General features: G+C 64.3%; 19 protein-coding genes, 1 other RNA gene and 1 pseudogene. 7 read left to right on the plus strand and 14 right to left on the minus strand.

The window, feature by feature from the left end:
* Positions 1–6: 6 nt before the first annotated feature.
* Complete coding sequence (locus ER13_RS05825) at positions 7–345, minus strand: helix-turn-helix domain-containing protein (protein WP_035307501.1); 339 nt, start codon at positions 343–345, stop codon at positions 7–9.
* Between the two features lie 93 nt (positions 346–438).
* Between ER13_RS05825 and ER13_RS18355 the strand changes: the two genes are divergently transcribed.
* Positions 439–786, plus strand: coding sequence for a hypothetical protein (locus ER13_RS18355; protein WP_155988110.1), 348 nt, complete (start codon positions 439–441; stop codon positions 784–786).
* An 807-nt stretch (positions 787–1,593) separates the two neighbouring features.
* Here ER13_RS18355 and ER13_RS05830 read toward each other — a convergent pair.
* The 3 genes from ER13_RS05830 to ER13_RS05845 form a co-directional block, all read right to left on the minus strand.
* On the minus strand, positions 1,594–2,523 hold the full coding sequence (locus ER13_RS05830) for a hypothetical protein (RefSeq protein ID WP_035307503.1): 930 nt from the start codon (positions 2,521–2,523) through the stop codon (positions 1,594–1,596).
* Between the two features lie 416 nt (positions 2,524–2,939).
* Complete coding sequence (locus ER13_RS05840; protein ID WP_035307507.1) at positions 2,940–3,464, minus strand: hypothetical protein; 525 nt, start codon at positions 3,462–3,464, stop codon at positions 2,940–2,942.
* Positions 3,465–3,632: 168 nt separating this feature from the next.
* Complete coding sequence (locus tag ER13_RS05845) at positions 3,633–4,181, minus strand: recombinase family protein (protein ID WP_155988112.1); 549 nt, start codon at positions 4,179–4,181, stop codon at positions 3,633–3,635.
* 365 nt (positions 4,182–4,546) lie between these two features.
* Between ER13_RS05845 and ER13_RS17690 the strand changes: the two genes are divergently transcribed.
* Positions 4,547–5,323, plus strand: a complete 777-nt coding sequence (locus tag ER13_RS17690) for a hypothetical protein (RefSeq protein WP_155988114.1) — start codon at positions 4,547–4,549, stop codon at positions 5,321–5,323.
* On the opposite strand, the gene ER13_RS05855 is transcribed toward ER13_RS17690, so the two are convergent.
* Positions 5,310–6,632: a DNA cytosine methyltransferase gene (locus tag ER13_RS05855; protein ID WP_035307508.1), complete on the minus strand. Its 1,323-nt coding sequence runs from the start codon at positions 6,630–6,632 to the stop codon at positions 5,310–5,312. The two genes, ER13_RS17690 and ER13_RS05855, sit on opposite strands and share 14 nt — an antisense overlap.
* 519 nt (positions 6,633–7,151) lie before the next feature.
* Between ER13_RS05855 and ER13_RS19175 the strand changes: the two genes are divergently transcribed.
* Positions 7,152–7,280 carry a hypothetical protein gene (locus tag ER13_RS19175; RefSeq protein WP_008259175.1) on the plus strand — a complete coding sequence of 43 codons (129 nt, stop codon included), beginning with the start codon at positions 7,152–7,154 and terminating at the stop codon, positions 7,278–7,280.
* A gap of 19 nt (positions 7,281–7,299) precedes the next feature.
* Here ER13_RS19175 and ER13_RS05860 read toward each other — a convergent pair whose 3' ends face one another.
* The 7 genes from ER13_RS05860 to ER13_RS05890 form a co-directional block, all read right to left on the minus strand.
* On the minus strand, positions 7,300–8,283 hold the full coding sequence (locus ER13_RS05860) for a TraB/GumN family protein (RefSeq protein WP_008261038.1): 984 nt from the start codon (positions 8,281–8,283) through the stop codon (positions 7,300–7,302).
* Between the two features lie 44 nt (positions 8,284–8,327).
* Positions 8,328–8,981 carry a hypothetical protein gene (locus tag ER13_RS05865; protein WP_008262384.1) on the minus strand — a complete coding sequence of 218 codons (654 nt, stop codon included), beginning with the start codon at positions 8,979–8,981 and terminating at the stop codon, positions 8,328–8,330.
* Positions 8,978–9,181, minus strand: coding sequence for a helix-turn-helix transcriptional regulator (locus ER13_RS05870; RefSeq protein WP_008259774.1), 204 nt, complete (start codon positions 9,179–9,181; stop codon positions 8,978–8,980). Before ER13_RS05870 ends, ER13_RS05865 begins: the two co-directional genes overlap by 4 nt.
* A gap of 10 nt (positions 9,182–9,191) precedes the next feature.
* Positions 9,192–9,650 (minus strand): hypothetical protein, encoded by a 459-nt coding sequence (locus ER13_RS05875; protein WP_008264238.1) that lies wholly within the window; start codon positions 9,648–9,650, stop codon positions 9,192–9,194.
* An 84-nt stretch (positions 9,651–9,734) separates the two neighbouring features.
* Positions 9,735–10,949 (minus strand): DNA recombination protein RmuC, encoded by a 1,215-nt coding sequence (locus tag ER13_RS05880; RefSeq protein WP_035307510.1) that lies wholly within the window; start codon positions 10,947–10,949, stop codon positions 9,735–9,737.
* Between the two features lie 51 nt (positions 10,950–11,000).
* The gene (gene recR, locus ER13_RS05885) at positions 11,001–11,618 is read right to left on the minus strand and encodes a recombination mediator RecR (protein WP_008259401.1); all 618 of its coding nucleotides are present in this window, start codon (positions 11,616–11,618) and stop codon (positions 11,001–11,003) included.
* A complete protein-coding gene (locus tag ER13_RS05890; RefSeq protein ID WP_008260925.1) occupies positions 11,618–11,947 on the minus strand; it encodes a YbaB/EbfC family nucleoid-associated protein in 330 nt (109 codons plus the stop codon). The genes recR and ER13_RS05890 overlap by 1 nt, the downstream gene beginning before the upstream one ends.
* Positions 11,948–12,112: 165 nt before the next feature.
* Between ER13_RS05890 and ER13_RS05895 the strand changes: the two are divergent.
* Positions 12,113–12,726: pseudogene (locus ER13_RS05895) on the plus strand (malonic semialdehyde reductase).
* An 83-nt stretch (positions 12,727–12,809) separates the two neighbouring features.
* Here the strand turns inward: ER13_RS05895 and ER13_RS05900 are convergent.
* Positions 12,810–13,529 carry a cytochrome c family protein gene (locus ER13_RS05900; protein WP_008260941.1) on the minus strand — a complete coding sequence of 240 codons (720 nt, stop codon included), beginning with the start codon at positions 13,527–13,529 and terminating at the stop codon, positions 12,810–12,812.
* Between the two features lie 159 nt (positions 13,530–13,688).
* Here ER13_RS05900 and ER13_RS05905 point away from each other — a divergent pair, with 159 nt between their 5' ends.
* Positions 13,689–14,411: a 3-deoxy-manno-octulosonate cytidylyltransferase gene (locus ER13_RS05905; RefSeq protein WP_081836141.1), complete on the plus strand. Its 723-nt coding sequence runs from the start codon at positions 13,689–13,691 to the stop codon at positions 14,409–14,411.
* 52 nt (positions 14,412–14,463) lie between these two features.
* Here ER13_RS05905 and nudC read toward each other — a convergent pair whose 3' ends face one another.
* Positions 14,464–15,384, minus strand: a complete 921-nt coding sequence (nudC, locus tag ER13_RS05910) for an NAD(+) diphosphatase (RefSeq protein WP_035307515.1) — start codon at positions 15,382–15,384, stop codon at positions 14,464–14,466.
* Positions 15,385–15,433: 49 nt separating this feature from the next.
* Here nudC and ffs point away from each other — a divergent pair.
* Positions 15,434–15,529: signal recognition particle sRNA small type (gene ffs, locus ER13_RS17930), an RNA gene on the plus strand.
* A gap of 246 nt (positions 15,530–15,775) precedes the next feature.
* Positions 15,776–17,031 (plus strand): DNA polymerase III subunit gamma/tau (locus ER13_RS05915; protein WP_035307517.1); only part of this gene is annotated, 1,256 nt, incomplete at its 3' end.

The following is a 17,031-nucleotide window of genomic DNA, read 5'->3' on the forward strand; positions in this document are numbered from 1 at the left end:
GGCCCTTCAACGCCCAAACGCCTCAATCATGCGGGTGACTGCTTCACGTTGACCGGCGTCAAGGTGGCTCCACGCTCTGACAAGACGGCCCGAACCCGGCATTTCCGCTGCTTCTTCGTTTATCAGTTCAGCGGGTTCACATTTGAGCGCTTCAGCGATCAGGACGAGTTTGGACGCCGCGATCCGGTTCACTCCCCGCTCATACTTTTGGACCTGCTGAAACGTCACGCCGATGGCAGAGGCTAAGCCCGCTTGGGTCATTCCAAGGGCTTCCCGGCGGGAACGCACGTGCGCACCTATGCGGACATCGAGGCGCTTCTCACGGTCGGTTTGAGGTGCTGACATATCCACAGATGGCAAACTCCCGGGGACCGGGTCAAGGCTCAGCTTGAAATGAGAACTAATGCAGAACACTTGTTGAGCATGAAGGCTCGAGCGATGACTGAATGGAAGGATTGGAACGTCTCTGCGCGCGACATTGTCGCGGATGGAGAGGTCTCAGTCATGATCCATTGCGACGGTTGTCGGCGCGTCTCGAGCATGAACATCTGGAAGGTCGGCGGGCGACTTGCCGATGCGCCCCTTCAACGTCTTCGCCTCCGGTGCGGAAGGTGCGGCATGTATCCGACCAGCATTGAAATCGAACGCGAGACCCTTCCACGCCACACCAAGATTTTGACGATCAAGCTCAACCCCGCATTCTGGGATGAAGGGCATGAAACCAATCAGCGTCAGGCCAAAGCTCGTGCCGTGAAGCGATGGGCGACCACCCTTCCCTCCGATTAGCTGGCCTTAACTATCGTCTGAGACATTGAGTGATGGCTTCAACAAGGATCTATCGTCCACGCAGACCACGCGCCCTGATCTCGAAGGGCGGCTTCATCGCCCTCGGTGCATTGCTGCTCCTTGGGGCGCTCCGGATAATGGGCGGGGACGCCACGGTTATCGCCAATGGTCGCGACGTGCCGACAGACCGATTTTCATGCGCCGTTGCCTATGTGAACGACGGCGATACGCTGCGTTGCGCCGACGGCACTCGCGTTCGCCTGCATGCTGTGGCCGCTCGCGAGTCGGACGAAACATGCTCACCGGGTCACCCCTGCCCCGCCGCTTCAGCGGCATCTGCTAAGGCGGAACTCGAGCGGCTCGTGATTGGATTGACCATCACCTGCTCGCAGACAGGCCGAAGCTACAACCGGATCACCGCGATCTGCTGGACCCCCGCTGAAGTGGAAGTGAACTGCGCCATGATCCGGAGCGGGACAGCGGTTGTCTGGAAACGGTTTGATCGCCAGGAGCCCATCTGCGCCGCGCGACCGCTATAAGGCTAAGGTCATTGGGAGAGCGGGATATGCCGAGGCGTAACCCATCATACCCCGAAAACCCGGTTTCACGTCGCCGTCCTTATACCCCAGGACCACGGGGACGTTCAGGCCCAATGGATAGTCCAACATGCCCTGCCACCGACCGAGACGCCTCAACAAAGGGTGCACATCGCGATGTCATGTAATGGTCAGTGCCGACAGGGTATAAGGGATCTGTTCCCGACCTGTCGGCAGTAAAGGCATCAGGGTCCCTATAGGCGCCCCATCTCTATGACTTTTCGTCCCACCGCATCCTATGCGGCAAGAACAGGCGCTCCTTCTGACGGTCGATGATCGCGGAAGCAGTCGGCTCGACGAGACGGGGCGATCCGATTGAGAACATCAACCGATCTCGAAAGAGGACGAGGTTGATCAACCCCCATACGCCGTCCTTGGCGAAGCGCTTCTCCAGATCATCCCGGAGGGTGTCGCGGGTCATGAGCGACTCGTCGTGGTGATAAAGCCTGAGATCGAGATCCTCGTTCGCCAGCACCTCGACGCAGCGACATACCAGCGCTCGTGCTCTGGCGGCTTCATCAGCAGCATTTCGACGGGGAAGCGCACGGGAGAACCGCCAGTCCGGTTCCAGAGAGACGAACCGGTCATCGCGATCCAGATGCCAGTGCATGCGGTGGAAGACATACTTGATCGCCTTCCGGGCAGCGTCTTCAGAAACGACCTGATCAAGACCCACGTAGGACCGGAAGCGTTCCTGATCGATGGGGTCCGCGATCAGTCCAGCGCATGTCCGAGCGTCGCGTTCCCATTGCGTGAGGGATACGTCGTAATGCGCCCTGAGAGCGTCGCTGAGAGCGATACAGACCCTTTCCTTCAGCCCAGCAAGGAACGGCTCTAGACGGCCCTCCTGGGGCACCTGGAGACTCATTTTCCGGATGCTCGTCTTGTTCAGATCGTTCCGGATGAGGTCCGTGATCCACTGAGCGATATGGGCGTTCGCGTAGTCACGAGTTTGCCAGCTGCCGTCGAACTCGAAGGCTCCTGCAAAGACGTCATCCCACTCGATGTCGAATGTCAGCGGATCGGTGCTGGTCTGGATAATGCGCCAGTCGGTCAGCTGGGTGATGAAGTCTGCTGCCTCGAAGGCGATGGGGGCGGTGATGTTGGCCGGCATGGTGATGCACGGTGTCGGGGTAATCATAGTCGCACTCTCTGAGAGAGGTTTCGTCTTGTCCGGAGATGTCCGGTTGAGGGGTGCTTACCGCCATCCTTGTTGCCTGAAGCTGTGATCTCGGTCTCTCGGATCTGGCTTCTTCTTCAAGGGACGATCGTCATCTTCCCTTTCAGGCAGCACTGGAACTGGATGAGGAACGTCTTCCCTCTCCAGGACCACCGCTCGGATGGCGGTTTGCAGGTGACATGCCGATTTAGGCTCAACCGCTTTTGAACGCGGACCGACGCAGCCTCGTCTGGCTTGTCGGTTTTGAGCGACAGAGCGCGCACGTGGCACAGCCCGGTCATCGCCCCCGCCCCTGCCATCATCGCATGCAATGACTTGGATCGGATCGGAGGTCTTCATCTCGGCATCAGTGGGCCAAGACGCTTTTGAGATCGCCTTCAGAGGTTGAGGAAGTCGCTTGTCGTTTGAATGTCGAAGTCGGAGCTGGTGGCTTGTTTGTTGGCGTAGCGGATGAAGCGAGAGGCTGTGGTTAGGCGGGTCAGATGAAAGGTCAGTGGCGTTCGGATGGTTGGCAGGATCGGCTTGATTGTTCTGGTCGGCTCGTGAGGAGCCAGCGGGGCATCGGCGTCTTCACCGATCCGCCTGCACAGCAGATCCCGGAAGGCGATTTCCTCGGCCCCGCGAAGTGCAACACCTCCATGCCAGTGGATGAAGGGCTCGCCGCTTCTCATCTTGCTCTCGATGAAGCCCGCCAGGAACAGGGTGTTCGGGTCGGGGGTCTCGGCGTTGCGGAGAAGACGGCGAGGCATCAAGCGGAGCTCGTGCGATGCTTCCTTGATCAAGCGCTTCATCACCTCAGACAAGGCGGATCTGTCGAGCCCTCCGGCGCTTGAGCCGGCGGAAATCGTCAGCGCATGGCTGATGCCCTTCGCCTCCCAGAAGCTGGCATGGGCCTGAGCCATAGCTGGCGTCATACCGCGATGCGTCAACGCGCTCGGAGCCCGAGGAGCGATGTTCGTCATTTCGTTTTTGGGGGGGGAGCAGTTGGACTAAAAACCCGCAACGCGGGGTGAGGTCAGCCCGAAAGCTTGAAACGGAATACTAGCCCAATGAGCGTGAAATGTCCAGCTTCATGCACTGATTGCTCGATAGATGGATGCGCGCCCCACACCAAGTTGCCTCGCAACTGCCGTGGCGCCGAGACCTGAAGCGACCAGCCTCTTCACTTCATCGGCGTCAATGGTCTTCGGGCGCCCCTTGTATCTCCCTTCGGCCTTCGCCTTTTCGATCCCCTCCATTTGCCGCTCCTTCCTAATGGCGGTTTCGAACTCCGCCATGGAGCCCAGGATTTGGAGCATCAGCCGCCCTTCCGGCGTCGTGGTGTCCACAGAGCTTTGCTGTAGGCACCGGAAGCCAACTCCCCTGGCGTTAAGCTCCTCAATGATCCGGCTCAGATCGGAGATCGAACGGGCAAGGCGATCGAGCCTGGTGACCATGAAGGTGTCGCCCCGGCGAACGAACCGGAGCGCTAGGTCAAGTTGCTCGCGACCTGACCTGCTGGTGCCGGATCTCTTCTCCGAAAATATCTCCGTGCAGCCCGCCGCCCTGAGCTGCTCTTCTTGGATCGTTACGGATTGGTCGGCCGTCGAGGCGCGGCCATATCCAATACATTCACCCACGCACGCTCTCCGTCTCAGAAGGTCTAAACCTTGGAGAGTCTACTGTCTCAAAAACGGGAAGCAACCCAAAAGAGGCGGCAGTCGCAGCCCTGAGAGGCGTCTCATTTTGGTATACCTCTCCGATACGACGGCTTCCCTTCACTTCTTGCGCTTCGCGATCAGGATCTTGCCTTGCTAGCTTGAGGCGAGTCGGGCGGCGATCTGGCAGAGCCGAAAATAGCGACGGATCGGACAATCGGTTCCCGTGAGAGGGGCTGCCCCACGGCTGGTGGAAGTCCCGCTGGCGGAACCGGCTCTCGGATGATAGCCAAGATGCCTCAGGGGAAAGGCCACCAATGCTAGACTATTCGACCGTTCCGGAGCTGATGGCGCTGACCAAGTATGAGCGGGTGGCGGTCTATCTCTTCAGAGCGCTCACCAAGGACTACGACGCAACGAACCTCCCCGACGAGTTGCACTTCCTTACGGACGATGTCGTTTCGGCAATGACGACTGCGGTTGCTGACGGAGTAATCCCGAAGGTCCACAAGAACGTTCCGGACGTGAAATACACCTTCGATGCGCGCCGGCACATGCCAGCCGAAATCGAACAGCTTTGGCCGGTGACTTGGCTGGCGACCGGGAAGGGCAAATACAAGCTCAAGCGCACGAAGCGTCGAAATCTGATGCCGTTTCCAAACCCGGAGTATCCAGAGCCACCTGTCGAAGCGATCTCCGACCAGACGCCCCCCTTCATCGCCAGCATGCTTGGGAGCGATGAGCAGGCGACGTTTACTCGAGTTCGAAACGCCGGGCTGATCAGCTCATTCCTTGGCTTCGCCGCATGGCCCATTCAGGGGCATCACCGCACCAGCGTCAGCTTCGGACAGATAGAGGTCGACGAGGTCCAAGCTGGACTGGACAAAAATAGAGGCACTATCGTTCCCATATCGGGCAAGGGCGGAGCCGACATGTTGTCATGGTCCCAGGCCCGGAGCTTGAACACCTACGGTGCGGAGAAAGCGAAAGTCCCCGGCGTCACGGTTCGCAGCATTGGCCTATGGCGTGATAAGGCGGACACGGTCTGGATCGTCGAGTTCTCGCCGGACCTCGAGATCGACGACATTCGGATAGTCGGCCTGAGAAGGTTCAGCTTCCAGTAAGCAAGAGCCGTTCGGCTTCGATGTCTGACTGCTTACGCTTTTTCGCGCCGCTCTTCTTGTCCCGTCTGACGACCCGAAAATCCTTGCCAAAATGCTTGGCTGCAGCCTCCATGCTGAGGGCAAGCAGCGACGGATCTCCCAGCTTCACGCTTTCTTTGGGCCGAGAAGGGGTTACACCGATGGCTTGAATGATTGCCGCCGCAACAGCGCGCGCAAGTGGGGGAGGCACAGCATTTCCGACCTGCCGTGCGCCATGCCATTTGGTTTGGTGGAGACGAAACCAGTCGGGGAAGCCGTGCAGCCGAGCCATCTCCCTGACGGTGATGCATCGGTTGTGACGGTAATGGATGGGGCGGGGGCTGGTGAAAGCCCCTCGTGCCGCGTCAGTTCCAGCACGCAGAGTGTTTGAGACACCCGATGTCGGCAGCCGGAAGAACCGCGAAATCGGCTCGACATCTCCCGGTGCCGTCTCCTTGAAACGGCGTCGCGAGATCGCTGTATGCTCAGTCCGAGCGCTCGATGTCAGCACGTTGGGCTCCCAGCATCGAACATAGCCAAACTCCCATGACTCGTTTGTTAGCCCCCGCATGGCCTTGGCATAGCCGCTTGGCGTTCCCCATGCATTGGTCGCGACTGAGTCCGAGAGGGTCAGGCGTTCGAAGCGTTCGGCGTCCGGGAGGTCGTCGAGAGCGTCGAAACAGCTTGGGCCTTCAGGAAGCGCGGACGATTTGGAACCCGCCGCTCTCGTTATCGACGTCGGATAGACCGGGGCTGTTAGGCCCTTCTTCGAACCCATGAGGATCAGGCGTTCGCGATGCTGGGGCACACCAAAGGCCGAGGCGTTAAGGACTTTCCATGGAAGGGACACGTCATATCCATGAGCTTGGAACTCGCCGATCAGCTCCTCTAGGAACGCTTTATGTTTCCCAACGGTGATGCCCTTCACGTTCTCGAACACGAAATATGACGCATCCAGTTCGGAGACGATGCGCACAAAATCGCGGACCAACGAGTTTCGAGGGTCGTCTAGCGCCCTCTTCCCGATCATCGAAAACCCTTGGCAGGGTGCCCCTCCGAAGACGACGTCGATCTTGCGCGCCCCAATGCCCGCGAGGTGGCGAATATCGGCTCCCGTCAGGTCTTGAACGGACTGAGCAATAACCGTCGTATCAGGGAAGTTAAACGCATGAGCGGCGGCGTGGATGGGATCGATTTCCACCGCAGCGGCAACGTCGAAACCGGCCTGTTCAAAACCAAGGCTCATTCCGCCAACGCCAGCGAACAGGTCTATGCCGATTGGACGGGCCATCGTTCCGCTCCAGGGGACTGCTTTTTCCAAGGGGTAATCGAACCTACAGAAAAAGTCGATCGCTTTTTGTTCTCCAATGCGGTTCGCAACGAAGCGGTGCGAATGAGCCACTTGGCGATGCCACGTGGTTTGGGAGTGAGAAACGAAGGGGACGGAGACGTTCTGGTCGTCACTGGAACGTTGCTCGGCCCGAAACACGCCATAGCGTCGGGCCTGGCGGCGACTTGTGTTGGTTGCCAGCCATCAAGGCGCAGTGACCCGGGTTCACTAACTCTGTCACGAGTCTTCGCCAGCTGTCACGATGAGCGGTGATCTGGTTTACACCCCATCAGGCGAGCACCGCACTCATTGGCCCGAATATTATACAGTTTACAGATAAGACTCTGAAAAATCTGGGCTGGATTCAGCTTGGGAAGCTGACGTTCTACCTCTGAACTACGCCCGCGCGACGTCTTCCTTAGACGGAGGTCTGGCGCGGCTCAAGGCGGCGGGGCAAGGTCTTGTCGGGGAGGATGCGAAATGCGGCGAGGAAACGACGGCGGCGGCCTGGGCGGCCTCGGCTTCGGCTGTCTTGCAGCCACGATATTGGCGGGCGTGGCGGCGGCGGCGCTGTGGGTGATCTTCGCCTGGGGCGTCAATCAGGCCTGAGCGCCGCCGCCCTTGACAACTATTCGACGCTTTCGACGGCGACGCCGCGCGATTTCAGGATCGACTGGACGCTGTCGTCGCCGGTCAGGTGGGCGGCGCCCACAGCGATGAAGGCGGTGCCGGAGCCCTGGAGCTGGGTCTGGATCTGGTCGGCCCAGTCGGTGTTCCGGTCGACCAGCAGCACCTTGTACAGTTCCGGGGCGTCGGTCTTCATCTCCTCGACGACGATCTTGTCCAGGGCTTTAACGTCGCCCTTGGCCCAGGCCTCGACCATGGAATCGAGCCGGACCACCGCCTGATCATAGTCCTTCAACGTCTCGCGCAGGAGCTCCAGCTGGACGTCGTCAGGCAAGGTGGCCAGCATGCCGATCTGTTCCTCGATCGTTTCCAGACCATGCACGGGCTTGCCCGCCGCGATGGCGCGCGCCTTCAGGGCCTGCTCGACGCCGGACTGGGGATCATAGCCGGCCTTCAGCAGGGGGGCGACCGACAGGGTCAGACCGACCAGCCAGGGCTTCATCGGCTCCATCTGGGCGGCCGTGAGACCGATGGTCTGGGCGGCGACGTCCAGCTGGGCCACTTCCTCGGCCGTCAGGCGGCTGGACAGCGGGATCTGGGGCGACATGCCGTATTGCTGCACCAGGGGGATGACGGCCGCCTGGTCGTCGGGATTGCTGATTTCGAACCAGATGTCCGAGGCGCTTTCGAAGGCGGCCTGGACGCGTGGGCTGTTCCAGCCGGTGGTCGGGCGCAGCACATGGACTGTGCCGAACAGATACAGGGTCGAGTCCGCATCCTTGACCACCCACAGGGCCGGGCCCTGGCCCTGAATGGCGGGCGCCGCGGCGGCGGCTGGAGCCGGGGCGGCCTGGGTCTGGGGCTGGGCCAGGGCCTGGGCCGGGGCGCCGGCGATGGCGAAGACCAGGGCCAGGCCGGCGGCGACGCCGACGGCGCCCTGAGCCAGATTGGAGACGGAGGATTTCAGGCGTTTCGACAGGGTCATGGTTGTTTCCTTTGGTTGAAAGCGAGGTGAAGAAAGCGAGCGCCTCAGGCGAGCCCGCGACGGGCGGACACGACGGCGGAGACGAACAGGTAGAGGGTCATCAGGACGGCGTAGACGTCCCAGGCGGTGAGCGGCGGCAGCAGGCTGAGCCGCTCGGCTGCCGCCCACAGGAACAGCAGCCCCTGTCCCAGGAAGAAGGTCGCGGTGGCGGCCTCCAGGGTGGTGCGGCGCAGCAGTTCATCGACGCCGCGCCACATCCTGATGTTCAGCACCGTATGAACGGCGAACAGCAGAATGATCAGGCCCATCGCCATGCCGCCGGCCAGTCCCGCCAGAGAGAAGGCCAGGGGCAGCAGCAGGATGAAGCCGGAGAAGCCCAAGACGGCCGCCTGGAAGCGGGCCTGGCCGACCTCCTCAGACGAGGCGGGCTCTTCCAGATGATACATCCGGGCCAGGCGGCGCGGGTCCAGACTGATGACCATGACCGCACCGGCGCCGATCATCAGGGCGATTCCAGTCAAGGCCGCCAGGGCGTCTGACCATCGCAGGTTCAGGCCGTCCAGGGCGTCCGGCCCGATCAGCTGGGGCAGGACCGTTCGGCCGAAGACATAGCCGGCGGCCCCCATGACCGCGCCGAAGCCGAAGCCGACCAGCAGACGACGCGGCAGGCGAGCGTTTTTGGGGGATGAAGCGGTCATCCGTTGTTCTCCTCTTCCGAGAAAATGGACTCGATCGGTTGATCGAAGATGCGGGCGATCTTGAAGGCCAGCGGCAGGGAGGGGTCGTAGCGGCCGGTCTCCAGCGCATTGACGGTCTGGCGCGACACGCCCAGCAGTTCGGCGAGATGGGCCTGGGACCAGTCGCGCTCGGCCCGCAGCACCTTGAGGCGGTTGTTCATGGGTCAGCCCTCACCGGCGCGCCAGCCACCACCAGCCCCAGACCACGGCGTAACCGATCAGCATCAGCGCCATCATGCCCAGGGCGCCGGTCGCGGCGTAGGCGGCGGGGTCGGTCCGACCGTCGAAGGGAGAAGCGATCACAAACCGCTCAGCCGGCGGCGCGGTGGCAAGGACGATGAAGACGCCGCCTACAGCGAGACCGACGGACCCGCCGTAATACCAGGCCGCCTTGTGCGCCTCGCGCGCCGCCTCGTCGATACGAACCATCCAGGCGAAACCGAGCCAGAGCGCCAAGGCCATCATCAGCACCGCCATGACGCCGATGACCGCCAGCAAGGCTGTGTCCTCCTCGACCAAACCGCGGTTTGAGGCGAAGACGAAGACGACCGCCGAGATGACAACGATCACCATGACCGCCAGCACGCCGGCCAGCGACAGGGCGATGAGTTTCCAGAGGCCTTTGGCCATGACAATGCTCCTTGTCCTTATGACAAGGATGCTTGTCTCACGAGGCTTAGCGAGCTGTCAAGCACACTTGTCAAAGAGACAAGCTCAGTTGTCTGTCGGCGCCGTCAACTCCGGCCGGGCGATGGTGCGCGGCTGGGTTTCGACCTGAGCAAGCGCAGGAATTTCCTTGCCCTCGTGGTCCACCTGCAGATCCTCGAACCGGCGGGCCGAGACCATGACCTGGCTCTCCAGCGAGCCGACGAACTGGTTATATTTCCCGACCGCCTGATCCAGCGCCCGGCCGACCGCCGAGGCGTGGCCGCCCATGACCGACAGCCGTTTGTAGAGTTCGCGCCCCAGGGCGGCGACCTTGTCGGCGTTGGCCGCCTGTTCCTCGGCCCGCCAGCCATAGGCCACGGCCTTGCACAGGGCGAACAGGGTGGAGGGGGTGGCGATGACGACCCGCGATTCCATCGCGTCCGACAGCAAGTCCGGCGCATGGTCCAGGGCGGTGGACAGGAAGCTGTCGCCCGGCACGAACAGGACGACGAAATCGGGGCTGGGCTTGAACTGGTCCTGATAGGCCTTGGACGACAGCTGGCGCACATGGGTTTTCAGGCTGGCGGCGATGCGCAGACCGACAGACCGGGCGCGCGCCTCCTCGTCGCCCTCCTCGTCATCAAAGGCCAGGGGCACCTTGGCGTCGATCACGAACAGGCCGCCGCCCGGCAGACGCACCAGGAAGTCGGGCCGGTTCTGCCGCCCCTCGTCATCGGCGCTCGAGGTCTGTTCGGTAAAGTCGAACCGGCCGGCCATGCCGGCGGCCTCCAGCACATTGCGGCAGGTCTGCTCGCCCCAGCGACCGCGCCGGCCGGTGTTGCCGCGCAGGGCCTCGGTCAGTTTGCGCGCCTCGTCCCGCGTGGCCGACGAAGCCGCCATCAGCTGGGTCAGCTGTTCCTTCAGGCCGCCGGTCTCCTCGGCGCGGGTCTTTTCCAGCGCCGCCACATGTTCCTGAAACTTCGTCAGGGTGTCGGCCACCGGCTTCAGCTGGGCCGCCATCCGCTCGCGCGCCAACTGGTCCTGGGCGCGGAAGGTCTCGGTCGCGCGACTGACCATCTGGTCGGCGACCACCTGAGCCGACTGGGCGGCCTGGGCCTTCAGCAATTCGCCCATCGTGACCCGGCTCTCCTCGACCAGATCAATGCGCGCCAGGGCCGCCGACAGCGCCCCCTGTGCTCTTTGCCACCCCATGAAGGCCCACAGGAATCCGCCCCCCAAGGCGGCGGCGAGAACGGCGAGGATCAGCGCGAGCATGTTCATGCTCCGTTCCTAGCCGGAGTCGGCGGAACGGAAAAGCCGCCAGCGGCGTCTTTACGCCGGCCTTCGCGCCCGCATGGCTTGAACAATGGTGCCGTCGTCCAGCCAGTCCAGCTCGCCGCCCACCGGCACGCCGCGCGCCAGGGAGGTGACCTGGACGTCGGGGCCCGAGATGCGTTCGGCGACATAATGGGCCGTGGTCTGGCCGTCGACGGTGGCGGGCAGGGCCAGGACGACCTCGCGCACGGCCCCGCCCCCCTCGTTCTGATGTCTGACGCGCCCGACCAGTTCGGCGATGCGCAGATGTTCGGGGCCGACCCCGTCGAGGGCCGACAGCAGGCCGCCCAGCACATGGTATTTGCCGCGGAAGGCGCCGGACCGCTCCATGGCCCACAGGGCGCCGGCCTCCTCGACCACGCAGATCAGGCCGTTGTCGCGCGATCCGTCGGAACAGATGGCGCAGGGGTCGCGCGTGTCGGGCGCGCCGCAGACCGAACAGGACACCACTTTCTCGGCCGTCTCGGCCAGGGACGCCGCCAGCGGCACAAGCAATTGCTCGCGCCGCTTCAGCAGGGCCAGGGCCGCGCGCCGGGCCGAGCGCGGGCCGAGCCCTGGCAGTTTGGCGAGAAGGGAGATCAGCCGCTCGATCTCCGGCCCGGCGGAAGCGGCCATCAGAACAGTTTCGGCATTCCGGGAATATTCATCCCGGCCATCGGACCTGCGGCTTCCCGCATCAGGGCGTTGTTGACCTCGTCCAGCTTGCGCTTGGCGTCGGCGTGGGCGGCCACGATCAGATCGGCCAGGATCTCGCCCTCGCCGGGCGACAGCAGGCTGTCGTCGATCTTGATCGCGGTGATCTCGCCGGCGCCCTTCAGGGCCACGGTCACAAGGCCGCCGCCCGAGGAGCCCTCGGCGGAGGTTTCGGCCATCTTCGCCTGGGCGTCCTGCAGCTTTTGCTGCATCGCCTGGGCCTGCTGCATCAGTTGGGTAAGGTCTTTCATGCCCCCTAGATAAGACGAAGCCGGCCGGTGCGACAGGGGTGTTTCGCCCGGATGACGTGCGTCCCCTTGGAAACGATGGATTGCCTGATTTGCACTTGAAACAGTTGCTGAAGCGACTAAATCAGCACCTGCACTTGTTGCTTTTCATGATCAGGACGCCTTCCCATGGCCTATGATGCCGCCACCCAACGCGACGCCCCGCTGTCGGACGCCGCCCTGTCGCAACTCTTCACCGAGGCGCGCACCCGCAACGCCTGGAGCGACCGCCCGGTCGCGCCGGACCTGCTGCGCAAACTGTACGACCTGACCAAGTTCGGCCCCACGGCCGTCAACGCCAGCCCCGCCCGGTTCGTCTTCGTCACCTCGCCCGAAGCCAAGGCGCGGCTGATCCCGCTGATGAGCGAGGGCAATCGCGCCAAGACGCAGCAGGCGCCGGTGAACCTGATCATCGCCCAGGACATCGACTTCCACGAGCATCTGGACGCCCTGTTCCCGCACGCGCCGGGGGCCAAGGCCTGGTTCGCCGACGAGGCCGGACGTCGCGAGAGCGCCTTCCGCAACGCCTCGCTTCAGGGCGGATACCTGACCATCGCCGCCCGGGCCCTGGGCCTGGACGTCGGCCCCATGTCCGGCTTCGACGCCGCCCCGTGAAGGCGGAGTTCTTCCCCGACAGCAATGTCGAGCCGCACTACATCCTCAACCTCTGCTACGGCACGGAAGAGAACCTTTTCCCGCGCTCGCCGCGCCTGTCGTTCGAGCAGGCGGCGCAGATTCTCTGACCACCCGCGATCAGGGCCCAAAAAGACGACGGGGCGGCCTGCAAAGGCCGCCCCGCTTCAATTCCGACCATGCGAGGTCGATCTCAGGTGTTCGGCGGCGCTGCGCTGGTCGCAGCGGGCGGAGCCGCCGGGGTCTGCTGGGTCGTGGGCGCAGCGCCGACAGCCGGGGTTTCGCCGGTCGCCTCGGTCGCAGGCGCGCCCTCGGCAGGCGCCGCTTCTCCTTCGGCCGGGGCCGTCGCGCCGGGCTGACGGGCCGGATCGGGCGCCGGAATGGCGAAGCCGCCCGAGCCCTGGTTCCGCAGCCAGGCGATCAGATTGATCCGCGTCTGCGTATCGCGAATGCCGGCGAAGGACATCTTGGTGCCCGGCACATAGCGAGCCGGAGCGGTGATGAAGCTGTTCAGTTCGTCATAACCCCAGGTCGGCGCCTCGGCCTTGTGCTTGGCCATGGCGTCCGAATAGGCGAAGCCCGCCCGGTGCATGACCGGGCCGCCGACCACGCCAAACAGGTTCGGGCCGATGCCGTCGGCCCCGCCCTGCGCCGCATTGTGGCAGGCTTGGCAGCGCGCGAACGCGGCCTCGCCGGCGGCCAGATCGGCGGCCGGCAGGACCGTGCCCCAATCCGGCGGCAGCTCGGCCTGTTCAGCGCCGGCGGCCTCATCGGGCGCATCGACGAAATACCCCATCTTTTCCGGCGGCGCGGAATGATAGATCAGGCCCGACGCCTGTTGCACGACCAGGATGACGAACGCCGTCCCCAGGGCCGCACCGAATATCTTGTTCCATTTCAGATCGCCGCTCATGCGCGTCGTCTCATCCCGTCCCTAAGGTTTCCCACCTCCGCCGTCTTACGCAGCGAAGCCTTCCTTGCCTGATCAGGTCTTACACGGTAGCGCGGGGTTCGCAACCGGCGCGAACGCTCCAACAGCGGCGGCTGATCCAGGCAGGCTCCGAGTAGACTCATGAATCCGTTGATATTGATACCCGCTCGCATGGCGGCGACCCGTCTGCCGAACAAGCCCCTGGCCGATATCGGCGGCAAGCCCATGATCGTGCGGGCCTATCAGCAGGCCGAGGCCTCGGGCCTGCCGGTCGCGGTCGCCGCGGGCGATCCCGAGATCGTCGCCGCGATCGAGGCCATCGGCGGGCGCGCCATTCTGACAGATCCCGACCTGCCGTCGGGCTCGGACCGGATCCGCGCCGCCGTCGACGCCATCGACCCGGAAGGCGATTTCGACGCCGTGATCAATGTCCAGGGCGACATGCCCTTCGCCGACCCGGGCCTGGCCACGGCCTGCGCCGCCATCCTGCACGGCGAGCCGAGCTGCGACATCGCCACCCTGGTCGCAATCGAGGCCGATCTGTCGGACCGGACCAATCCCGACGTGGTCAAGGCGATCCTGGCCCTGGGCGAGAACGAGCGCCAGGGCCGCGCCCTCTATTTCACCCGCTCCACCCTGTACGGCGACGCCCCCATCTGGCGTCACATCGGCGTCTACGGCTATCGCCGCGCAGCCCTGAACCGCTTCTGCGCCGCGCCCCCGTCGCCGCTTGAGAGGCGCGAGAAGCTGGAACAGCTGCGGGCGCTGGAGATGGGCATGCAGATCTGGGCCGCCGTCATCGACGAAGCCCCCCTGTCCGTCGACAATCCGGCGGACCTGGAGGCGGCGCGAGCGCTGGCCTGACGAATCCCCCCTGATCGCTGCGCAATCGCCCCCCCCATGAAGGGGAGGGAGATCAGGCCTCCTCCGCCCAGGCCTTGATCAGGCTGTGGGCGATGGCGAAGGGCGGCGGGGCCTGGATGGTCGGATGTTCGCCGGCGATCACGGCCTTGGCCTCGGCCCGCGTCAGCCAGGCCACCGATTCCAGCTCGGTCTGATCCGGCCGGGCCTGGTCGTCCGACACCTCGGCGATCAGGCCGATCATCAGTTGCGACGGGAAGGGCCAGGGCTGGCTGGAGTGGTAGGCTGTGTCGATCACGGTCAGGCCGGCCTCTTCCTTCACCTCGCGGGCGCAGGCCTCTTCGATGGATTCGCCGGGCTCCAGGAAGCCGGCCAGGGCTGACATCCGCCCGACAGGCCAGGCCGCCTGGCGGCCCAGCAGACAGATCGGCTCAGGCCCGCCCTTGTAGACCGGCAGCATGATGGTGACCGGATCGACGCGCGGAAAATGTTCGGTCCCGCAGGCCGGGCAACGTCGTTTCCACCCGCCGGAGGTCGTCTCGCTCAGCGTGCCGCAGTTGGCGCAGAAGCCATGTTTGCGCCGCCAGTCGAACAGGCTCTTGGCCCCGCCCGCCATGGCCGCGTCCTGGGCCGGCAGGATGGCTGCGGCGCCGCGCATCTCGTGGAAGGCGCCCAATCCCCTCACCGGCCCTTCGGCCGGATCAATCGAGCCTTCGAACTCGATGGCGAAGACCGGCGCCCCGGCCCACAGACCCAGGAAGACATCGCGGTCCGGAACCATGTCGCGCGCGTGTTTCAGCGACAGCCAGGCCAGGCGCGGCCCCTCGGCCGTCTCCTCGACCAGCGGCCGCCCCTCCCACAGCACCATCGACTGGGCTTCGGGATTGGCCTCCTGCTCGGCCAGCCATTCGGAATCGTTGCGCAGGTCGCCGGCCCGATCCAGGGGATTGCCGGCGAAGATGTTCTGATGAGCCATGCGGCCTTGTAACCCTTGATTCCGTTCGCCGCACCCGTCATATCCCCTCTCGGAGATCGCGCGGGCGAAGGCTTCGCCAACCTGGTCAGGGCCGGAAGGCAGCAGCCACAACGAATTCCCCTTCGGGTCGCGCGGTCTCTACTTCATTCTTTTTTGCGCTATCGCTCACGACGCGGTCGCTCGCTGCTTGAGCGCGCACAGTCTCCTCCCCACGCAGTGGGGAAGGGGACCGCGAAGCGGTGGAGGGGCTCTCGAGGCCCCACTGACTTTCGTGATGCGGTGAAGACCCCTCCGTCACGGCGCGAAGACGCGCCGCGCCACCTCCTCGCTAAGCGGGGAGGTGACCGAGAATCGCTTCGCTGCAGACCTGACCCGCTGTAAGACTTCGCCCATGACGGACAGCGACACGAATCTCGACGGCCCGCCCTGGGAAGAGGACGAGGTCCTCGCGCGCGACGAAAACACCGACGACATGTTCGGTGCGCCCGCCTCCACGCCCGAGCCCGTCGCACCGCCCCCAGCCGTGACCGCCCCCGCGCGCCCCTCTGACCAGGCCCACGCAGGCGTCGAGGCCCATGCCGACGACGGGTCCGCCTATCAGGTGCTGGCGCGCAAATACCGGCCGCGCACCTTCGAGGACCTGATCGGGCAGGAGGCGATGGTCCGCACCCTGACCAACGCCTTCTCGACCGGCCGGATCGCCCACGCCTTCATGCTGACCGGGGTCCGCGGCGTCGGCAAAACGACCACCGCCCGCCTGCTGGCCCGCGCCCTGAACAACGAGACGGAGAGCATCGACCGGCCGTCCCTGACCCTGACCGCTCACGGCCGGCACGACGCCGCCATCATGGCCGGCCAGCATATGGACGTGATGGAGATGGACGCCGCCTCCCACACCGGCGTCAACGACATCCGCGACATCCTGGAGAGCGTCCGCTACGCCCCGGTCGAGGCGCGCTACAAGGTCTATGTGCTGGACGAGGTCCACATGCTGTCGACGCAGGCGTTCAACGCCCTGCTGAAGACGCTGGAGGAGCCGCCGCCCCACGCCAAATTCATCTTCGCCACCACCGAGATCCGCAAGGTGCCGGTGACGATCCTCAGCCGCTGCCAGAGATTCGACCTGCGTCGGGTCGAGCCCGAGATCCTGATCGGCCACCTGGGCCGGATCGCCGAGCGCGAAGGCATGAAGATCGAACAGGACGCCCTGGCCCTGATCTCGCGCGCGGCCGAGGGTTCGGTGCGCGACGGCCTGTCCCTGCTGGACCAGGCCCTGGTCCAGGCCGAGCGCGGCGAGATGGTCAAGACCGAGACGGTCCGCGACATGCTGGGCCTGGCCGACCGCAGCCAGACCATCGCCCTGTTCGAATCCGTCATGGCCGGCCGCACGCCCGAGGCCCTGGAGAATTTCCGCACTCTGTACGGCTTCGGCGCCGATCCGGTGCAGGTGACAAACGACCTGCTGGAACACTGCCACGCCGCCTCAGTGGCCAAGATGCTGGGCCCGAACGCGACCCGACTGCCCAATGACCAGGCGCAGAAGCTGGCCGCTCTGGGCGCCGCCATTCCGGCCGCAACCCTGTCGCGCACCTGGCAGATGCTGCTGAAGGCGCTGGACGAGGTGCGCCGCGCGCCCAATCCGGCCGA

This window comes from Brevundimonas sp. EAKA (assembly GCF_000698025.1).
Lineage (GTDB): Bacteria > Pseudomonadota > Alphaproteobacteria > Caulobacterales > Caulobacteraceae > Brevundimonas > Brevundimonas mediterranea_A.